The sequence below is a fragment of the Streptomyces sp. NBC_00028 genome (assembly GCF_045041065.1).
Classification (GTDB): domain Bacteria; phylum Actinomycetota; class Actinomycetes; order Streptomycetales; family Streptomycetaceae; genus Streptomyces.
In genome coordinates this window covers 3,251,025-3,269,207 of record NZ_CP108293.1, presented here as the reverse complement: position 1 = coordinate 3,269,207, position 18,183 = coordinate 3,251,025, and the positions used below count along the sequence as shown (strand labels likewise).

General features: G+C 71.2%; 16 protein-coding genes. 12 read left to right on the top strand and 4 right to left on the bottom strand.

Features of this window, described 5'->3' with window-relative positions; translation table 11 throughout:
- Positions 1-28: 28 nt before the first annotated feature.
- Positions 29-1,660 (top strand): L-glutamate gamma-semialdehyde dehydrogenase, encoded by a 1,632-nt coding sequence (gene pruA / locus OG885_RS14260; RefSeq protein ID WP_405730901.1) that lies wholly within the window; start codon positions 29-31, stop codon positions 1,658-1,660.
- A gap of 7 nt (positions 1,661-1,667) precedes the next feature.
- Here pruA and OG885_RS14255 read toward each other — a convergent pair whose 3' ends face one another.
- Entirely contained in the window at positions 1,668-2,570 is a 903-nt protein-coding gene (locus OG885_RS14255; protein WP_405730899.1) for an alpha/beta fold hydrolase, read from the bottom strand.
- Positions 2,571-2,651: 81 nt separating this feature from the next.
- Positions 2,652-3,650 (bottom strand): NADP-dependent oxidoreductase, encoded by a 999-nt coding sequence (locus OG885_RS14250; protein ID WP_405730897.1) that lies wholly within the window; start codon positions 3,648-3,650, stop codon positions 2,652-2,654.
- Between the two features lie 105 nt (positions 3,651-3,755).
- Between OG885_RS14250 and OG885_RS14245 the strand changes: the two genes are divergently transcribed.
- Positions 3,756-4,724 carry a LysR family transcriptional regulator gene (locus OG885_RS14245; protein WP_405730895.1) on the top strand — a complete coding sequence of 323 codons (969 nt, stop codon included), beginning with the start codon at positions 3,756-3,758 and terminating at the stop codon, positions 4,722-4,724.
- 220 nt (positions 4,725-4,944) lie between these two features.
- Positions 4,945-5,076 carry a hypothetical protein gene (locus tag OG885_RS14240; RefSeq protein ID WP_020121043.1) on the top strand — a complete coding sequence of 44 codons (132 nt, stop codon included), beginning with the start codon at positions 4,945-4,947 and terminating at the stop codon, positions 5,074-5,076.
- Positions 5,077-5,122: 46 nt separating this feature from the next.
- Here the strand turns inward: OG885_RS14240 and OG885_RS14235 are convergent, their stop codons facing one another.
- Positions 5,123-6,682, bottom strand: coding sequence for a purple acid phosphatase family protein (locus OG885_RS14235; protein ID WP_405730893.1), 1,560 nt, complete (start codon positions 6,680-6,682; stop codon positions 5,123-5,125).
- Between the two features lie 142 nt (positions 6,683-6,824).
- Here OG885_RS14235 and OG885_RS14230 point away from each other — a divergent pair, with 142 nt between their 5' ends.
- Entirely contained in the window at positions 6,825-7,868 is a 1,044-nt protein-coding gene (locus tag OG885_RS14230; RefSeq protein ID WP_405730891.1) for a 3-isopropylmalate dehydrogenase, read from the top strand.
- A 256-nt stretch (positions 7,869-8,124) separates the two neighbouring features.
- The gene (locus OG885_RS14225; protein ID WP_405730889.1) at positions 8,125-9,213 is read left to right on the top strand and encodes a branched-chain amino acid aminotransferase; all 1,089 of its coding nucleotides are present in this window, start codon (positions 8,125-8,127) and stop codon (positions 9,211-9,213) included.
- Here OG885_RS14225 and OG885_RS14220 read toward each other — a convergent pair.
- On the bottom strand, positions 9,210-10,649 hold the full coding sequence (locus OG885_RS14220; RefSeq protein WP_405730887.1) for a cytosine permease: 1,440 nt from the start codon (positions 10,647-10,649) through the stop codon (positions 9,210-9,212). The two genes, OG885_RS14225 and OG885_RS14220, sit on opposite strands and share 4 nt — an antisense overlap.
- 125 nt (positions 10,650-10,774) lie before the next feature.
- Between OG885_RS14220 and ureA the strand changes: the two genes are divergently transcribed.
- From ureA to OG885_RS14185, 7 genes are all read left to right on the top strand, one after another.
- Entirely contained in the window at positions 10,775-11,509 is a 735-nt protein-coding gene (gene ureA / locus OG885_RS14215; protein WP_405730885.1) for an urease subunit gamma, read from the top strand.
- Positions 11,506-13,218, top strand: coding sequence for an urease subunit alpha (locus tag OG885_RS14210; RefSeq protein WP_405730883.1), 1,713 nt, complete (start codon positions 11,506-11,508; stop codon positions 13,216-13,218). The genes ureA and OG885_RS14210 overlap by 4 nt, the downstream gene beginning before the upstream one ends.
- A gap of 9 nt (positions 13,219-13,227) precedes the next feature.
- The gene (locus tag OG885_RS14205) at positions 13,228-14,259 is read left to right on the top strand and encodes an agmatine/peptidylarginine deiminase (protein ID WP_405730881.1); all 1,032 of its coding nucleotides are present in this window, start codon (positions 13,228-13,230) and stop codon (positions 14,257-14,259) included.
- A gap of 9 nt (positions 14,260-14,268) precedes the next feature.
- Positions 14,269-14,766: a hypothetical protein gene (locus OG885_RS14200; RefSeq protein WP_405730879.1), complete on the top strand. Its 498-nt coding sequence runs from the start codon at positions 14,269-14,271 to the stop codon at positions 14,764-14,766.
- Entirely contained in the window at positions 14,763-15,365 is a 603-nt protein-coding gene (locus OG885_RS14195) for a TetR/AcrR family transcriptional regulator (RefSeq protein ID WP_405730877.1), read from the top strand. Before OG885_RS14200 ends, OG885_RS14195 begins: the two co-directional genes overlap by 4 nt.
- Before the next feature lie 152 nt (positions 15,366-15,517).
- A complete protein-coding gene (locus tag OG885_RS14190; protein ID WP_405730875.1) occupies positions 15,518-16,798 on the top strand; it encodes a TolB family protein in 1,281 nt (426 codons plus the stop codon).
- Positions 16,799-16,842: 44 nt separating this feature from the next.
- A complete protein-coding gene (locus tag OG885_RS14185; protein ID WP_405730873.1) occupies positions 16,843-18,132 on the top strand; it encodes a TolB family protein in 1,290 nt (429 codons plus the stop codon).
- The last annotated feature ends 51 nt before the right edge of the window (positions 18,133-18,183 follow it).

The window sequence follows — 18,183 nt, the reverse complement described above, 5'->3', positions numbered from 1 at the left end:
CGCTCACGTACAAGGAGTTACGGATCTCATGGACGCTGTGACCCAGGTCCCCACCCCCGTCAACGAGCCGGTGCACGGCTACGCCCCCGGCTCGCCCGAGCGTGCCCGCCTGGAGGCCAAGCTCAAGGAGCTGGCCGAGAACCCGATCGACCTGCCGATGACCATCGGCGGCGAGAAGAGGATGGGTGGCGGCGACCGTTTCGACGTCGTTCAGCCGCACAACCACAAGTCCCGCCTCGGCACGTACGCCAACGCCACCCAGCAGGACGCCCAGGACGCGATCGACGCGGCCCTCGCCGCCGCGCCCGCCTGGCGCGCGATGTCCTTCGACGACCGTGCCGCGATCATCCTGCGCGCCGCCGAGCTGCTGGCCGGTCCGTGGCGCGAGACCCTCGCCGCCTCCACCATGCTCGGGCAGTCGAAGACCGCCCAGCAGGCCGAGATCGACACCCCCTGTGAGCTGGTCGACTTCTGGCGCTTCAACGTCAAGTACGCCCGCGACCTGCTCGCCGAGCAGCCCCCGGCCAACTCCCCCGGCGTCTGGAACCGTCTGGACCACCGCCCGCTCGAAGGCTTCGTCTACGCCATCACGCCGTTCAACTTCACGGCGATCGCGGGCAACCTGCCGACCGCGCCCGCGCTCATGGGCAACGTCGTCGTCTGGAAGCCGTCCCCGACGCAGACCCACGCGGCCGTGCTGCTGATGCAGCTCCTGGAGGAGGCCGGGCTGCCGAAGGGTGTCATCAACCTGGTGACCGGTGACGGCATCGAGGTCTCCAAGGTCGCCCTTGAGCACCGTGACCTCGCCGGCATCCACTTCACCGGCTCCACCAAGACCTTCCAGTACCTGTGGAAGACGGTCGGCGCCAACATCGAGAAGTACCGCTCCTACCCGCGCCTGGTCGGCGAGACCGGCGGCAAGGACTTCGTCGTCGCCCACCCGAGCGCCGACAGGGCGATCCTCAAGACGGCCCTCACCCGGGGCGCCTTCGAGTACCAGGGCCAGAAGTGCAGCGCGACCTCCCGCGCCTACATCCCGGCGTCGATCTGGAACTCCGGCTTCAAGGAGGAGTTCGCGGCCGAGGTCGACTACCTGACCATGGGTGACGTCACCGACCTGGCGAACTTCGTCGGCGCGGTCATCGACGAGCGCGCGTTCGCCAAGAACAAGGCCGCCATCGACCGCGCCAAGGCCGACCCCACCTGCACGATCGTCGCGGGCGGTTCGTACGACGACTCGGTCGGCTACTTCGTCCGTCCGACGGTCGTCGAGTGCAGCGACCCGGAGAACGAGGTCTTCACGACCGAGTACTTCGGCCCGTTCCTCGCGGTGCACGTCTACGAGGACGACCGCTACGAGGAGATGCTGACCCAGATGGAGTCGGCGTCCGACTACGCCCTGACCGGCTCGGTGATCTCCTCCGACCGCGCGGCGACGGCGTACACGATGGACAAGCTCCGCTACGCGGCCGGCAACTTCTACATCAACGACAAGTCGACCGGTGCCGTCGTCGGCCAGCAGCCCTTCGGCGGTGGCCGCGCCTCCGGCACCAACGACAAGGCCGGCGCCCCGCAGAACCTGATGCGCTGGACGCTGACCCGCGCCATCAAGGAGACCCTGGTCCCGCCGACCGACTACACGTACCCGCACATGGGCTGACACCACGTCACACGAACTGAGGGGCCGGGCTGTCGTCCGGCCCCTTCGTGTGCCGGGCCAGGAAGTCCCGCATGAGGTCCGCGATCTGTGCCGCGTGGGTCTCCAGGGCGAAGTGGCCCGTGGGGAGCAGGTGGATCTCGGCCTTCGGCAGGTCGCGCTGGAAGGCGAGCGCTCCGGCCGGGACGAAGATCTCGTCGTGGGCGCCCCAGACGGCGAGGAGCGGGACCTGACTGTCGCGGAAGTACGCGTGGAAGGCCGGGTACAGGGCGAAGTTGGAGCCGTAGTCGGAGATCAGGTCGAGCTGGATCTCCGACTGGCCGGGGCGGGCCATCAGGGCCGCGTCGTGATCGTAGGCCTCCGGCGCCACGAGCTCCCGGTACTCCTCCGGTACGCCGTGCAGGTACTGCCACTTGATGCCGTCCGGTGAGCTGATCTCCCGTACCGGCGCCTCCGTCTGCGGTGTCCGCTCCGCGATGAGCGCGAGGACCGGCGCCCAGGCCTCCTTTCCCAGCCCCTCCTCGTAGGCGTTGCCGTTCTGGGTGACGATCGCCGTGACGCGCTCGGGGTGGGCGAGGGCGAGGCGCAGGCCGATCGGGGCGCCGTAGTCCTGGATGTAGAGGGCGTACCGGTCGATGCCGAGCTGCTCGGTGAACTCGCCGGTGATGGCGGCGAGTTCGGCGAAGGAGTAGGGGAAGTCGGTGGCGGCGGGGGCCGCCGAGCGGCCGAAGCCGATGTGGTCGGGGGCGATGAGGCGGAAGCGGTCGGCCAGGCGGGGGATCAGCTCACGGAACATGTGTGAGCTGGTGGGGAAGCCGTGCAGCAGGAGGAGGGCCGGGGCGTCGGCGGGGCCGGCCTCGCGGTAGTGGATCTCCAGGCCGCGGACGGTGGTGGTGCGGTGGGCGGTGACCATTGCTGCTAACCCCCTAATAGATTTTTGATGGTTAGGTCACTTCATCATGTGCCACCGCACCGGTCAAGTGTCTTTGAGTTGTTAGACAGTCGTCGCCCGCACCAGGATCTTCCCCGTGTTGCCACCGCGCAGCATCAGCAGGAACGCCTCCACGATCCGCTCGAAGCCGTCCACCACCGTCTCGTCGAGGGCGAGCGTGCCGCGCTGGAGGTGCGGGACGGCGAACTCCTCCAACTCCCGCTGCACCTCCCGGTAGTTGCTCACCAGGAAGCCCTGGATCCGCAGACTCTTCTCGACCACGTCCGCGTGGTCGAAATGGGCCTGGCTGGTGCCCGGGGTGTTGTACTGGCCGACCGTGCCGACGCGGACCACCCGGCCGTGCTCCCGGAGCGCGCCGATCGCCGCGGCCAGCTGATCTCCGCCCACGTTGTCCACGAAGAGGTCGATGCCGTCCGGGGCCGCCTTCGCCAACAGGTCCCGCACCGGGCCCTCGTGGTAGTCGAAAGCCGTGTCGTAGCCGACCTGTTCCGTCAGATGGCGGACCTTGGCGGGTGAGCCCGCGCTGCCGATCAGGCGGCCCGCGCCCAGGAGGCGGGCGAAACGGCCCGTCGCCGTGCCGACGCCACCGGCCGCCGCCGAGACGAAGACGTCGTCGCCCTCGCGCAGCCCCGCGATCCGGGTCAGTCCCACGTACGCCGTCAGACCGGTACCGCCGAGCACGCTCAAGTGCGCCGACAGCGGGACGCCTTGGTACTCGGGGACGCGCCTGGCCTCCGCCGGGCCGACCACCGCATGCGTACGCCAGCCCCGGCGATGGAAGACGATCACGCCCTCCGGCAGCTCGGGCGCCCGGGACGCGATGACGCGGCCCAGCGTGCGGCCCTCCAGCGGAGCGTCCAACGCGAAGTCGCCGTCCATCATTTCCCGGTGGTAGGGGTCGACGGACCAGTAGAGGTTCTCCACCAGTGCCGTGCCGGGGGCGGGCTCGGGCACCGGTGACTCCACGAAGCGGAAGTGCTCCGGGGTCGGGAATCCCGTCGGACGGGCGGTCTGCTGGACGGTGAGCGCGGTGTCGGTCATGAGCGAGGAACGTAGAGAGGAATGCCTCCGCCGGGCAGGGGGTTGGGCTCATGCAACGGGCGGATCCATGAGCCGCCCTCATGGCCGCAGGTGGGGAGCCCGGAAGTGAGCACCGTCGATCTCGCGCCGCAGGAGTTGCGCACCCTCGTCGCCGTCGCCGAGGAGGGCGGGTTCTCGGCCGCGGCCGTCCGGCTCGGCACCACCCAGTCCGCCGTCTCCCACGCGGTGCGCGGCATCGAACGCAAGCTGGGTGTCGTGCTCTTCGAGCGGGGGCGGTTCGGGGCCCGGCCCACCCCGGCCGGCGCGCGGGCCGTCGCTCATGGGCGACGGGTGCTGCGGATGCTCGACGTGCTGATCACCGAGACCCGTCGCGCCTCGCCGGACGAGGTCGCCGGACCCCTGCGCATCGCCGCCTTCCGCAGTGCCGCTCTCCATCTGCTCCCGCCCGTGCTCGAACGCCTCACCGCCCGGCACCCGGCGCTGGAGCCGACCGTCACCGTCGTCCGGGAGGTCGGGCCGGGGACCGCCGGGGCGGTGGCGGAGGGGCGGGCCGACCTCGGCATCGCCACCTTCGGCACCAGTACGCCGGTCCCGCCGGAACTCGTGGGGGACGTACTCCTGGAGGAGCCGTACTCGCTGGTGCACCCGGCCGGTCACCCCGACCCGCGCTCACTGCCCCTGGTCGACTGGCGGGAGAACTGCTCCTCCTACACCCGTACCTGGTGGGCCGCCCAGGACTGGATTCCCACCGCGACCGTCCGCGCCGAGGATGACGGAGCGGTGCTCTCAATGGTGAGCAGTGGTCTCGGTATGGCGATCATGCCCGCGCTCTCCCTCACCGGAGCACCGCTCTCGACACAGATCACCGATCTCGGTCCCGACCGGCCGACCCGTCAGATCGGATACGTCACCACCGCCGAGCTCGCCGGCACAGCCGCCGTCCGCGCCCTCGTCCGAGAGCTCCGAGAGCTCCGAGAGCTCCGAGAGCTCCGAGAGCTCCGAGAGCTCCGAGAGCTGCGGGCACATGCCCATCCCGCCGCGGCCACCGCAAAACCCCAGCTCAGGGCGGTGTGACCCAATCCACCGTCTCAGATAGTAGGAAGTCCGAGTAATTGTGGAGACAGACACGCCCGCCTCCCTTAGCTTTGTAGAAGCCGAACGTCTCGCTCGATCAAGCGAATGGCGGTCGTGAGCCGGGCCCCGTGCAGGCAACCCCTGTGGCCCCCGCTCCCCGCCCCTTCCGGCGTCTCGCAACCCCCGTTGCCTTCCATGAATTCGAAGGAGTCGATTTCTCATGGCCGAGACGACCGCCCGCCGTCGAGTCCGTCACACCTCTCGCACGAGCGAGTCCGACCGCAAGAACGCCGCGGCCGCCCTCCAGCGCGCCCTCGACCGCCGTGACAACGGCGGCTCGACCGGCCACTGAAACACCCAGTTACCGGGAGCCGCACCCGATGGGGTGCGGCGCGGACTCACCCTCCGCGCCGCACCTCGAAATGGTCGATCCGGTCGCCGTTCTGCGCGAGCGCCGACACCTTGAGCCGCGGCGCGCTGCCGCTCTCCGCCTCCACCTTGAGGAGGGAGAAGCCCCGGTAGCGCACCCGCGACCACTCCACCGTCTCCGCCTCGGTGGCCCGTGACTTCGTCCACCGGAAGGTGTCCACGGAGTCGATGTCGCGCACCTGACCCTCGTAGCTCTCCTTCGCGCCCGCCGGGAAGCCGTACAGATCCTTGCCGCCCCCGCCCGCGGTGACGTACACGATCCCGTCCCGAGTCGGGTCGGTCGAGGCGCCGATCGGCACCCGCCGGCCCACCTCGCCGCCCTTGATCGCGTCGGTCCGCTCGTAGACGTGGTTGTGCCCGTTGACCACCAGGTCCACCTGGTGCTTCGCGAACAGCGGCAGCCACTCCGCCCGCACCCCACCGTCCGAGGCGTGCGACGAGGTCGAGTAGGCGCAGTGGTGGAAGACGACGACGATGAAATCCACCGAGCCCCGCAGCTTGCCGAGCTTCTCGTCCAGCCACGCCGTCTGCTTGCCGCCCGTGTACCCGAGGTTGGCGGGGATCTCGTACGACACGTCGTTGGCGTCCAGCGCCACGAAGCCGACGTTTCCGTACACGAAGGAGTACACGCCCGGTGCCGTGCGGGCGTCGAAGCCGCTGTCCGGGAGGGACCAGCGGGCGAGCTGGCCGCCGTAGCCGTCGGGGGAGTACCAGGCCTCCATGTCGTGGTTCCCGGTCGTCACCATCCAGGGCACCGACCGTGCGACCTGCTCGTTCTGCTTCAGGAACAGATCCCAGTACGCCGGGTCGTAGCCGTCCGCCTTCTCGCCGCGGCCGTTGACGTCGGCGTAGCAGATGTCGCCCGCGTGCAGATGGAAGGCCGGGTCCTGCTTCAGCAGGAGGTCGTCGCTCGCCGCCGCGGCCTTGCTCACGCCCTGGTCGCCGAAGGCCGTGAACACGAACTTCTCCGGGCGGGTGGGCGCGGTACGGAAGGACGCGATCGTCGAGCGGTGCTCGGGGGCGGCCGGGTCGACGCCGTCGTGGCCGACGCCGTAGTAGTACGTCGTGCCGGGGAGCAGACCGTCCAGGGCCGCGTGCACGTAGTACTGGTCCAGGGCGGGGCGTACGCCGGTGACGCCGGGGGTGTGCAGGTCGCGGATCTCGGCCTCGATCCGCCGGCCGAGGTCGTCGGGGCGGGCGCCGACGCGGACGTACGGCTTGCGGACGGCGGCCGGTACCTGCCAGGAGATCCGCATCTGTGTCCTCGGGTCGGCACCGAAGGCGAGGTGGCGGCCGAAGGGGGCGACGGCGGAGCCAGACACCGCGGTGGTCGCGGAGGCCGGGGCGGTCGTACGGGGTGATGAACCGTTTCCGTCGGTCGCGCAGCCGGTCAGCAGGCCGCCGGCCACCGCGCCCGCCGTCACCAGCGCGCGCCGCCGGGTCAGCTTCGTACGCAGGTACTCGTACTGTTCGGCCATGCTCATCCGGCGGGCGAGCTGCGGCGGGATGCCTACGTCGGGAAGGTCCATACGGGAGAAGTTCCCAGCCCATGCCAACAGCCGCCCTGCATACGGGTGAACGCCGGTCGAAGGGCTGACGCCCAGCTGCGCCGCGGTGTCCGCATCGCGGACATGCCGTGTCATCCCATGGGACGAGGAGTAGGGTGCCGACATGTCTCGCAGCATCAATCTCGCAGTGATTCCCGGTGACGGCATCGGCCAGGAGGTCGTGGCCGAAGGTCTGAAGGTCCTCTCCGCCGTCCTCCCGCAGGATGTGAAGCTGGAGACGAAGGAGTACGACTTCGGCGCCCGGCGCTACCACGCCACCGGTGAGACCCTCACCGACGCCGACGCGGACGCGCTCAAGCAGCACGACGCGATCCTCCTCGGCGCCATCGGCGACCCGTCGGTCCCCTCCGGTGTCCTGGAGCGCGGCTTCCTGCTGAAGCTCCGCTTCCTCTTCGACCACCACGTCAACCTGCGCCCCTCGAAGCTCCTGCCGGGCGTCGAGACGCCCCTCAAGGGCGAGCCGGCGATCGACTTCGTCGTGGTCCGTGAGGGCACCGAGGGCCCGTACACCGGCAACGGCGGCACCATCCGCAAGGGCACCCCGCACGAGGTCGCCACCGAGGTCTCGGTGAACACGGCCTTCGGTGTCGAGCGTGTCGTGCGCGACGCGTTCGCCCGTGCCCAGGCCCGTCCGCGCAAGAAGCTCACGCTGGTCCACAAGAACAACGTGCTGTCCTTCGCGGGCCACCTGTGGACGAACATCTTCAACCAGGTGGCCGAGGAGTTCCCCGAGGTCACCACCGACTACATCCACGTCGACGCGGCCACCATCTACCTGGTCACCGACCCGGCCCGGTTCGACGTGATCGTCACCGACAACCTCTTCGGCGACATCATCACCGACCTCGCCGCGGCCGTCTCCGGCGGCATCGGCGTCGCGGCGAGCGGCAACATCAACCCCTCCCGCGAGTTCCCGTCGATGTTCGAGCCGGTCCACGGCTCGGCGCCCGACATCGCGGGCCAGGGCAAGGCCGACCCCACCGCCACGGTCCTGTCCGTCGCGCTGCTCCTGCGTCACCTCGGCTACGAGACCGAGGCCGCCCGCATCGAGGACGCCGTCTCGGCCGACCTCGGCGAGCGCGCCGGCAAGCCCGCCCGCTCCACCTCGGAGATCGGCGACGCGCTGGCCGTACGAGTAGCCGACTGACCCGCGGCTACCAGCACCACCTCGAAGCCGCCGGGTCGCAGACGCACCCGGCGGCTTCCGTATGCCCCCCGCCGGGTGACACCATCAACCCCTGGGTCGCATTCACGCCGTTTTCTTCCTCGGCTCCCCGCGCGCGATAATCGAACGCGGAGCCGCGGAATGAGGGAATGCTCGGACGTCCTAGCACTGGTCACTGACAGTAAAAGGGCGTGAGCGCGGCCCGTGTCACTACACAACCGGTGAAGGACAACCACTCATGACGACGCCCACGATCGAGCTCAAGCCCTCGGCCTCGCCACTCTCCGACGCGGAACGCGCCGCGATCCTGGCCAGCCCCGGGTTCGGCCGCCACTTCACCGACCACATGGTCGTCATCAAGTGGACCGAGGGCCGCGGCTGGCACGACGGCCAGCTCGTGCCGTACGCGCCGCTCTCCCTCGACCCGGCGACGATGGTCCTGCACTACGCGCAGGAGATCTTCGAGGGTCTGAAGGCCTACCGTCAGCCCGACGGCACGGTGGCGACCTTCCGCCCGGAGAAGAACGCCCAGCGCTTCCAGGCCTCCGCCCGCCGGCTCGGCATGCCGGAGCTGCCGGTCGAGACGTTCATCGAGGCGTGCGACGCGCTGGTGAAGCAGGACGAGGCGTGGGTCCCGGCGCACGGCGGCGAGGAGTCCCTCTACCTCCGCCCGTTCATGATCGCGACCGAGGTCGGCCTGGGCGTGAAGCCGGCCAACGAGTACCTGTTCCTGGTCATCGCGTCCCCCGCCGGCGCGTACTTCCCCGGCGGCGTCAAGCCGGTGTCGATCTGGGTCTCCGAGGACCACGTCCGCGCCGTCCCCGGCGGCATGGGCGACGCCAAGACCGGCGGCAACTACGCCGCCTCCCTGCTCGCCCAGGCCGAGGCCGCCGAGCAGGGCTGCGCCCAGGTCTGCTACCTCGACGCGGTCGAGCGCAAGTGGGTCGAGGAACTCGGCGGTATGAACCTGTACTTCGTGTACGGCAACAAGATCATCACGCCGACCCTGACCGGTTCCATCCTGGAGGGCGTCACCCGCGACTCCCTCCTCGCCGTCGCCCGTGACCTCGGCTACGAGGCCGAGGAGGGCCGCGTCTCCGTCGACCAGTGGCAGACCGACTCCGCGAACGGCACCTTGACCGAGGTCTTCGCCTGCGGCACTGCCGCGGTCATCACCCCGGTCGGCACGGTCAAGCGCACCGGCGCCGAGTGGCAGCAGGGCACCGGGGAGCCCGGCGAGGTGACGGTGAAGCTCCGCCAGGCGCTCCTCGACATCCAGCGCGGCACGGCCGCGGACCAGCACGGCTGGATGCACAAGCTGGGCTAGATCTCGCTGTTCGCCAGGGCCGTCCCGGAGTTCGTCTCCGTGGCGGCCCTGCCGCTGTCCCGCCGGGGTGACAGCAGGACGTACGCGAGACCGCCCACGAGCCCCGACAGCAGGAAGCTGCAGTCCACCCCGCCGGTCAGCGACAGCAGCGGCCCCTCGTACGACGGCAGCGACACGGCCAGCAGACCGACCATCGCGCCCAGCGCCCACGACACCGTGGCCGGGATGTTCCAGCCGCCCCGGAACCAGTAAATGCCGCCCCGCGCACGGCGGTTGAAGACCTGGAGAGCGTCCGCGTCGTACACGCCACGGCCGCGCACGAACCCGATGAGGGTGATGACCGCCCACGGGGTGCCGATCGCCGTCAGCAGCAGCACGAAGGACGTCATCGCGTCCTGCGCCGAGGAGGCGTAGTGGCCGACGAAGACGCAGGCCGTCGCCACGACCGCCACCGTGTAGGTGGCCCGGGCCCGGGAGGCGCGCGGCAGGATGGCGTCCAGGTCGAGGCCCATGGAGTAGAGCATCAGACCCGCGTTGCCCACCGAGCCCGCGGAGGCGGCCAGCAGCAGCGGGACCAGGTACCAGCCGGGCGACGCGGAGACCAGCGGCCCCGCGTAGTCCAGGGCCGCGCGGGCCCCGTACGCCGTGAACGTCCCGAACAGCTGCGGCACCAGCAGGCCCAGCAGCAGCCCGAGCCAGGTGGCGTGCAGGACCCGGCGGTCGGAGTGGCGGGCCGGGGAGATGTAACGGGTGTAGTCGCCGAGGAGGGTGATGAAGGCGATCGGCCCGGACAGGCCCGCGGCCACCGCCGCCAGCAGCCAGGTGGGCCAGAAGCCGCCCAGCAGATAGCCGCCCGCCTCGGGCAGCGCGTCCGTCGTGAAGTCGGGGGCGTAGGCCACGGCGCCGAGGGCGAGCAGGGCCGTCATGCCGATCGCCAGCACCCGCGACATGGTGAGCAGCACCCGGTAGCCGTACACCGCGCCCGCCACGGTCGCCGCCGCGAGCAGCCCGTAGACCACGCCGTACGACCATCCGCTCGCCGGCAGCCCGACCAGCCGGCCCAGGACGCCCACCATCACGTCGCCGCCGATCCAGACGGTCAGCGCGGTGTAGCCGAGGGCGAGGAGCAGGCCCACCACCGAGCCGACCAGCCGGCCGCGGACGCCGAACTGGGCGCCGGAGGAGGTGGAGAGGTTGGTGGCCGTGCGCAGGGAGATGAGCGCGAGCGGAGCCGTCAGCAGGGTGCCGACGACCGTGCCGGCCACGATCGAGCTCACCGAGCCCCACCAGTCGAGACCGAAGGACGGCGGCAGCCAGCCGAAGACGATCACGCCCAGGCACAGATTCGAGCCGAGCAGGATCGAGACGAGGTCACGGGGCCCGCTGGTGCGTTCCTCGTCGGGGATGGTGTCGACCCCGCGCTGTTCCATCGGCATGCTGCGTCTCCCTCGGCCCCTCGGTTTGAGTGACGTTCAATGTGGGCCGTGTGCTGCTCCGGCGTCAAGCCTTGGTTTGTGGACTTTCCCCGTTTAGAGTGATGCTCTAAAGCGAAGGGAACGACATGCGGCTCACCCCCACCGAACGCGACCGCCTGCTGCTCTTCGGCGCCGCCGAGCTGGCCCGGGCGCGCAGGGCCCGGGGCCTCAGGCTGAACGTGCCGGAGGCCACCGCGCTCATCGCGGACGCCGTGTGCGAGGCCGCCCGGGACGGCGCGCGGCTCGCCGAGGCCATTGAGCGCGCGCGGTCGGTCCTCGGGCCGGACGACGTGCTGCCCGGCGTCGCGGACGTCGTCACCGAGGTGCACGTCGAGGCCGTCTTCGACGACGGCTCGCGGCTTGCGGTCGTCTCCGACCCCATCGGGGGCGGCGGGCTCGCCGAGCGGGCGCCGGGCGCGCTGCTGCCGGGTCCGGCGCACGCCGAGCCGGAGGCGGTCGTACGGCTGACGGTCACCAACACCGCGACCGTCCCCGTCTCCGTCACCTCCCACTTCCACTTCTTCGAGGCCAACCCGCGCCTCGACTTCGACCGGGGCGCCGGGTACGGCATGAGACTCGCCGTCCCCGCCGGGTCGTCGGTGCGGTTCGGGCCGGGGGAGACGCTGGAGGTCGGGCTCGTGCCGATCGGCGGGGCGCGGGTCGCGATCGGCTTCGCCGGGCTCGTGGACGGGGCGCTGGACGCTCCGGGGGCGCGGGAAGAGGCGCTGCGCAGGGCTGCTGCCTGCGGATACCTGGGGGTCCACGGCAGCAAGGGCAGCGAGGACGCCGACGACATCGACGACGAGGAGGTCGCCGTATGAGCCGCCCCGGAGGGCACCCCGCCGAGGCCCGGCGCCTCACCCCGTACGAGTACGCCGCCACCCACGGCCCCCGCGCCGGCGACCGCGTCCGCCTCGGTGACTCCGGGCTGACGATCCGCGTCGAGGCCGACTCCCAGCGCTACGGCGACGAGTTCCTCGCCGGCTTCGGCAAGACCGCCCGTGACGGACTGCACCTGAAGGCCGCGGCCGTCCGTGAGACCTGTGACGTCGTGATCAGCAACGTGGTCGTGATCGACGCGGTGCTCGGGATCCGCAAGGTGTCCATCGGCATCCGCGAGGGACGGATCTGCGCCGTCGGACGGGCCGGGAACCCCGACACCCTCGACGGCGTGGACGTCGTGGTCGGCACCGGCACGTCCATCGTGTCCGGCGAGGGGCTCATCGCCACCGCCGGGGCCGTCGACACCCATGTGCACCTGCTGTCGCCGCGGATCATGGAGGCCTCGCTGGCCTCCGGCGTGACCACGGTCATCGGGCAGGAGTTCGGGCCGGTGTGGGGAGTCGGGGTCAACTCACCCTGGGCGCTGCGGCACGCGTTCAACGCCTTCGACGCCTGGCCCGTCAACATCGGTTTCCTGGGCCGGGGTTCGTCGTCCCATGACGCGCCCCTGGTCGAAGCGCTGGCCGAGGGCGGGGCGAGCGGCTTCAAGGTGCACGAGGACATGGGCGCCCATACGCGGGCGTTGGACACGGCGCTGCGCGTCGCCGAGGAGCACGACGTCCAAGTCGCCCTGCACAGCGACGGGTTGAACGAGTGCCTGTCGGTCGAGGACACCCTGAAGGTGCTGGAGGGCCGGACCATCCACGCCTTCCACATCGAGGGCTGCGGCGGCGGACACGTCCCCAACGTGCTGAAGATGGCGGGCGTGCCGAACGTCATCGGCTCCTCCACCAACCCCACCCTGCCCTTCGGGCGGGACGCGGTCGCCGAGCACTACGGCATGATCGTCTCCGTCCACGACCTGAAGACCGACCTGCCCGGCGACGCCGCCATGGCCCGCGACCGCATCCGCGCCGGGACCATGGGCGCCGAGGACGTGCTGCACGACCTGGGCGCCATCGGCATCACCTCCTCCGACGCGCAGGGCATGGGGCGGGCCGGTGAGACCGTCCGCCGCACCTTCGCAATGGCCGGCAAGATGAAGGCCGAGCTCGGCGCGGGGAACGACGACCACGACAACGAGCGCGTCCTGCGCTACATGGCCAAGCTGACCATCAACCCGGCCATCGCCCACGGGCTCGCGCACGAGGTCGGGTCCATCGAGGTCGGCAAGCTCGCCGACATCGTGCTGTGGCGCCCGGAGTACTTCGGGGCCAAGCCGCAGTTGGTGCTGAAGTCGGGGTTCCCGGCGTACGGGGTGGTCGGCGACCCCAACGCGGCGACGGACACCTGCGAACCGCTCGTACTGGGCCCGCAGTTCGGGTCGTACGGCGCCACCCCCGCCGACCTCTCGGTGGCCTTCGTCGCGCAGGCCGCCGTCGACCAGGGCAACGACTCGATGCCGACCCGCCGCCGCAGGGTCGCCGTCCGCGGCACCCGCGGCATCGGACCGGCCGACCTGCGCCTCAACTCCCGTACCGGACAGGTGGAGGTGGACCAGCGCACCGGGCTCGTCACCCTCGACGGAGAGCCGCTGCGCTCGGACGCGGCCGACTCCGTCTCCCTCAACCGCCTCTACTTCCTCTAGGACTCGCTCATGACCGACTTCCGTATGCCCGCCGAGTGGGAACCGCACGAGCGCACCTGGATGGCCTGGCCCGGACCCAACCCGACGTTCACCGACGACGAGGAGCTGGCCGAGGCCCGCGCCGCCTGGGCGTCGGTGGCCCGTGCGGTGCGCCGCTTCGAGCCGGTGACCATGGTGCACGCGCCGGGCCAGGGCGACTCCGCCCGCGAACTGCTCGGCCCAGAGGTCGAGTTGGTGGAGCGTGAACTCGATGACGCGTGGATGCGGGACATCGGCCCGACCTTCGTGAAGGACCGGGAGGGGCGACTGGCCGCCGTGGACTGGGTGTTCAACGGCTGGGGCGGACAGGAGTGGGCCCGCTGGGAGCACGACGCGAAGATCGCCGGACAGGTCGCCGACCTGGCCGGGGTGCAGGTGCTGAGCAGCGCCCTCGTCAACGAGGGCGGCGCGATCCACGTGGACGGCGAGGGCACGGTCCTGCTCACCGACACCGTCCAGCTCGGCGCGGGCCGCAACCCCGACTGGACCCGCGAGCAGGTCGAGGCGGAGATCCACGCCCGGCTCGGCACCACCAAGGCCATCTGGCTGCCGCACGGCCTCGCCGGCGACTACGGGACCTACGGCACCCAGGGCCATGTCGACATCGTCGCGGCCTTCGCGCGGCCGGGCGTCGTGGTCGTCCACAGCCAGCGCGACCCGGCCCACCCCGACCATGCCCGGTCCCTGGAGTACGTCGAGATCCTGCGCGGCGAGACCGACGCGCGGGGCCGCCGCCTGGAGGTCGTCGAGATCCCCGCCCCCACGGTCCTGACCGACGAGGACGGCGACTGGGTCGACTACTCGTACATCAACCACTACCTCTGCAACGGCGGAGTCGTTCTCTGCGGCTTCGACGACCCGCACGACGAACTCGCGGCCGGCATCTTCCGCCGGCTCTTCCCCGACCGCACGGTCACCCTCGTCGACGCCCGGGCGATCTTCGCGGGCGGGGGCGGTATCCACTGCATCACCCAGCAGCAGCCGAGGGCGGGCGTCAGGTAGAACGTACGGGTGAATGTGCTGAACTGCGCCGCCTGTGGCACACGGCTGAGCGAGCCGCTGCGCCTGCTGCCCGAGGTCCCCGCCCGCCCGGAGTACGACGGCAGCACGGGCGCCGACGGCGCGCGTCACGCCCCGGCGACGATGCCGCGCGGCACGTACGCCGTGGACCCGGAGGCGTGCGGGGCGCCGTACGTTCCGCACCCCGACCCGGAGTGGACGGGCATCGCCCACCCGGGCAACTCCTGGATGGGGGACCCCGACGGCCCGGGGTTCCTGATCTCCGCCGGGCCGCGCGACACCCTGGTCGTCCACCCCGAGGACACCCGCGCGTATCTCGCGCAGAATCCCGCGTTCCTGGAGATCGGCTGCTGCGGGGCGCCGGGCCGCGAGGGGCCCAACGAGGTGTGCGGCGGGTGCGGGGCGGTGGTGGCGACCCTCTTCGCCGACTGCACCGGGCCGTACGAGACGCACTTCCTGCCCGACGCCGTCCAGGTGAGGGCCGTATGAGCACCCCCCGCCGCACCCCCGCACCGCCGCGCGAACGCATCCTCACCGCCGCCATGGAGATGATCGCCGACCGCGGCCTGGAGAAGCTCACCATGGCCGCCCTCGGGCGCGAGCTCGGGATGAGCAGCGGCCATCTGCTCTACTACTTCCGCTCCAAGGACGAACTGCTGCTCCAGACCCTGGAGTGGAGCGAGGGGCGGCTCGGTGCCGAGCGCGGGCGGCTGCTGGCCCGGGTCGGGTCCGCGCGGGAACGGCTCGATGCGTATGTCGACCTGTACGTCCCCGACGGCCACCGAGACCCCCACTGGACCCTGTGGCTGGAGGTCTGGAACCACTCGCAGAACGCCGACGACAGCGCCCGCGACCGGCAGGCCGCCATCGAGGGCGCCTGGCACCGTGACCTGGTGGCCCTGCTGGCGGAGGGGGTGTCGCGGGGGGAGTTCCGGGCGGTGGATCCGGACCGTTTCGCGGCCCGGCTGCGCGCGCTGCTGGACGGTTTCTCCATCCATGTGGCGATCGGCCTGCGCGGCACCGACCGAGCGCAGATTCTCGGCCACGTGAGGGAGTTCCTGGACGAGGGCCTCCTCGCGGACGCCTGAGCCGACGCCCGGGTTGTACTCAATTCGGGGGATTGCCCCGGGCTTGGTGATGCGCTTGCCTCGTGGAGAGCCCTAGGACCTGCCGTCAAGGCGGCAGGTCCAGCACAGGGCCGGGGGAGCAGTGCCAGCGGGAACATCTGGGGGGATCTTCCATGCGACTCGCACGCCGTACGACCCTGAGCGCGGCCGTCGTGGCCGCGCTCGGCGTGGCCGCCTTACCGGCCCAGGCCGGCCCGCACACCACGCAGCGCACCGAACGGGCCAGCGTGAGCACCCACGGCCGGCAGGCCGACGGCCCCTCGGGCCGCCCGGTGCTCAGCGCCGACGGCCGGTACGTCGCCTTCGTCTCGACCGCCACCGACCTCGTCCCGGGGGACACCAACGGCGTCGCCGACGCCTTCGTCCACGACCTGCGCACCGGCCGCACCCAGCGGGTGGCCGAGGGTCCGGCGACGGACGTGGCACTCAGCGGCGACGGCCGGCGCGTCGTCGTCGCCACCGCCGCCGCGCTCACGAGGGACGACGACAACGGCCTCGACGACATCTACCTCGTCGACCGACGCACGCACCGCACCGAGCGCGTCAGCCACGGCTACCCGGACGTGCCGCCGCGGTACCTGCTCAACTACTCGCCCGCCATCAGCGCGAACGGCCGGGTCGTCGCCTACACCACCTCGGCACCGGACGCCGCGCCCGCCGACACCAACGGACGGGACGACGTGATCGTCCACGACCTGCGCACCGGCGAGGACGAGCTGGTCCAGTACCGCACCGACGGCACGCTCGGCGAAGCCGACTCCCTGGGGGCGGCCCTCAGCGCCGACGGCCGCTACGTGGCCTTCGAGTCGGCCGACCAACTGGACCCGGCCCACGACTACACCCACGCCCGCAACGTCTATGTGCGCGACCGGGTCGAGCGGACGACGGAACAGATCAGCCGGCCCACCAAGTACGTCTACAAGGAAAGCTCGTTCGACTCGTCGCTCAGCGCCGACGCCCGGGTGTTCGCCTTCGCCTCCAACGTCCGCTCCCTGGTGCCCGACGACACCAACAAGGTCAGCGACGTCTTCGCCTTCGACCGCGCGTCGCAGACGACCGTGCGCGTCAGCGTCGCGGCCGACGGCACGCAGGGCGACGGCGCGAGTTCCGGGGCGTACCTGAGCGCTGACGGCCGCCGGGTCGCCTTCGTGTCGGCGGCGACGAACCTGGTGCCCGGGGACACCAACGGTGTCGCCGACGTCTTCGTCAAGGACCTGCGGACCGGCGCGATCCAGCGCGTCACCACGGCCGCCGACGGCACCCAGCCGGACGGCCCGGCGACCGGCGGCACGGCACTGAGCGGCCACCGGGTCGCCTACGCGTCGGACGCCACGAACCTCGTACCGGACGACACGAACGGGGTGACGGACGTGTTCGCCCGGCGCCTGCACTGACCGAAACACCGAGCACCGAGGAACCAACACAGGGGGAACCGCACTTGTACGCCAGCACACGCACCGCACTCGCCACCGGCATCGTCGCCGCCCTGCTCGCACTCTCCACCACCACGGCGTCGGCCGCTCCGACGCCCGCCCCGCACACCGAGCGCCTCGGCACCTCACCCACGGGCGAGCAGGGCGACAGCTACACCTACGGCCCCGAGTTCAGCGGCAACGGCCGCTACGCCGTCTTCTCGTCGGACGCCTCCAACCTGGTGCCCGGCGACACCAACGGACAGCGGGACGCCTTCGTCCGCGACCTGCGCAAGGGCACGGTCGAGCGGGTGAACGTCAGTTCCGAGGGTGCCCAGGCCGACGACACGTCCAGCTCCTTCGAGATCAGCCCCGACGGCCGGTACGTCCTGTTCACCTCCCGTGCCCGCAACCTCGTCCACTGGGACACCCCGCCGCCCGCCGACGAATGGGTCGACGACGTCTATCTGCACGACCGCCGCACCGGCACCACCGAACGGCTCAGCTTCGGGCTCGACGGCCGCTCCGTCGACGTGGGCGGCGCCGCGATGTCGGCCGACGCCCGCTGGGTCGCCTTCACCGCCCGGCCCAACCGGATGGAGGCCGACGACCCCAACGGCTACCGGATGCTCTATCTCCTCGACCGCCGGACCGGGAAGGTCAAGCGGGTCAGCGAACGCGCCCGCCCCGAGTGGACGTCCGTCCTGTACGACGTCAGCGAGGACGGCAGCCGCATCGTCTACGACCAGTTCCAGTACCGCGGCCCGGGCTCGGCCCTGTGGGCGTACGACATCCGCAGCGGCACCCAGCAGCAGCTGAACGTCACTCCCGACGGCACCCCGACGACCGCCATGGCCGTCGACGCCTCGCTCACCGCCGACGGCCGATACGTCGCCTTCAGCTCGGGCGCCCCGGACCTGGTCCCGGACGACACCAACGGCACCGACCCGGACGTCTTCGTACGTGACCTGGTGACCGGGAAGATACGGCGGATCTCGCACAACGCCGAGACGGCGTTCGGCACCCAGAGCCCCGAGATCAGCCCCGACGGCCGGTACCTGGCCTATGAGGTGACCCCGCGGAACCGGGAGACGGGCTACTTCGGCGTCCAGAACGTCTATCTGCGCGATCTGCGCACCGGCGTGGTCCGCCTGGTCAGCGAGTCGGTCGGCGGCGGCACCGTGGAGGACGAGGCCGTCACCCTCTACTCCGTGAGCCGCGGCGGCAAGGAGGTCGGCCTGGCCTCCGGCTCCACGCAGCTGGTGCCGGACGACACCAACGGGGTCACCGACGGCTTCGTCCGCCACCTGCGCTGACCAGCGCACGGTTCGCATCCTGAGACGGACGGTGAGCGCGGGGGCGACTTG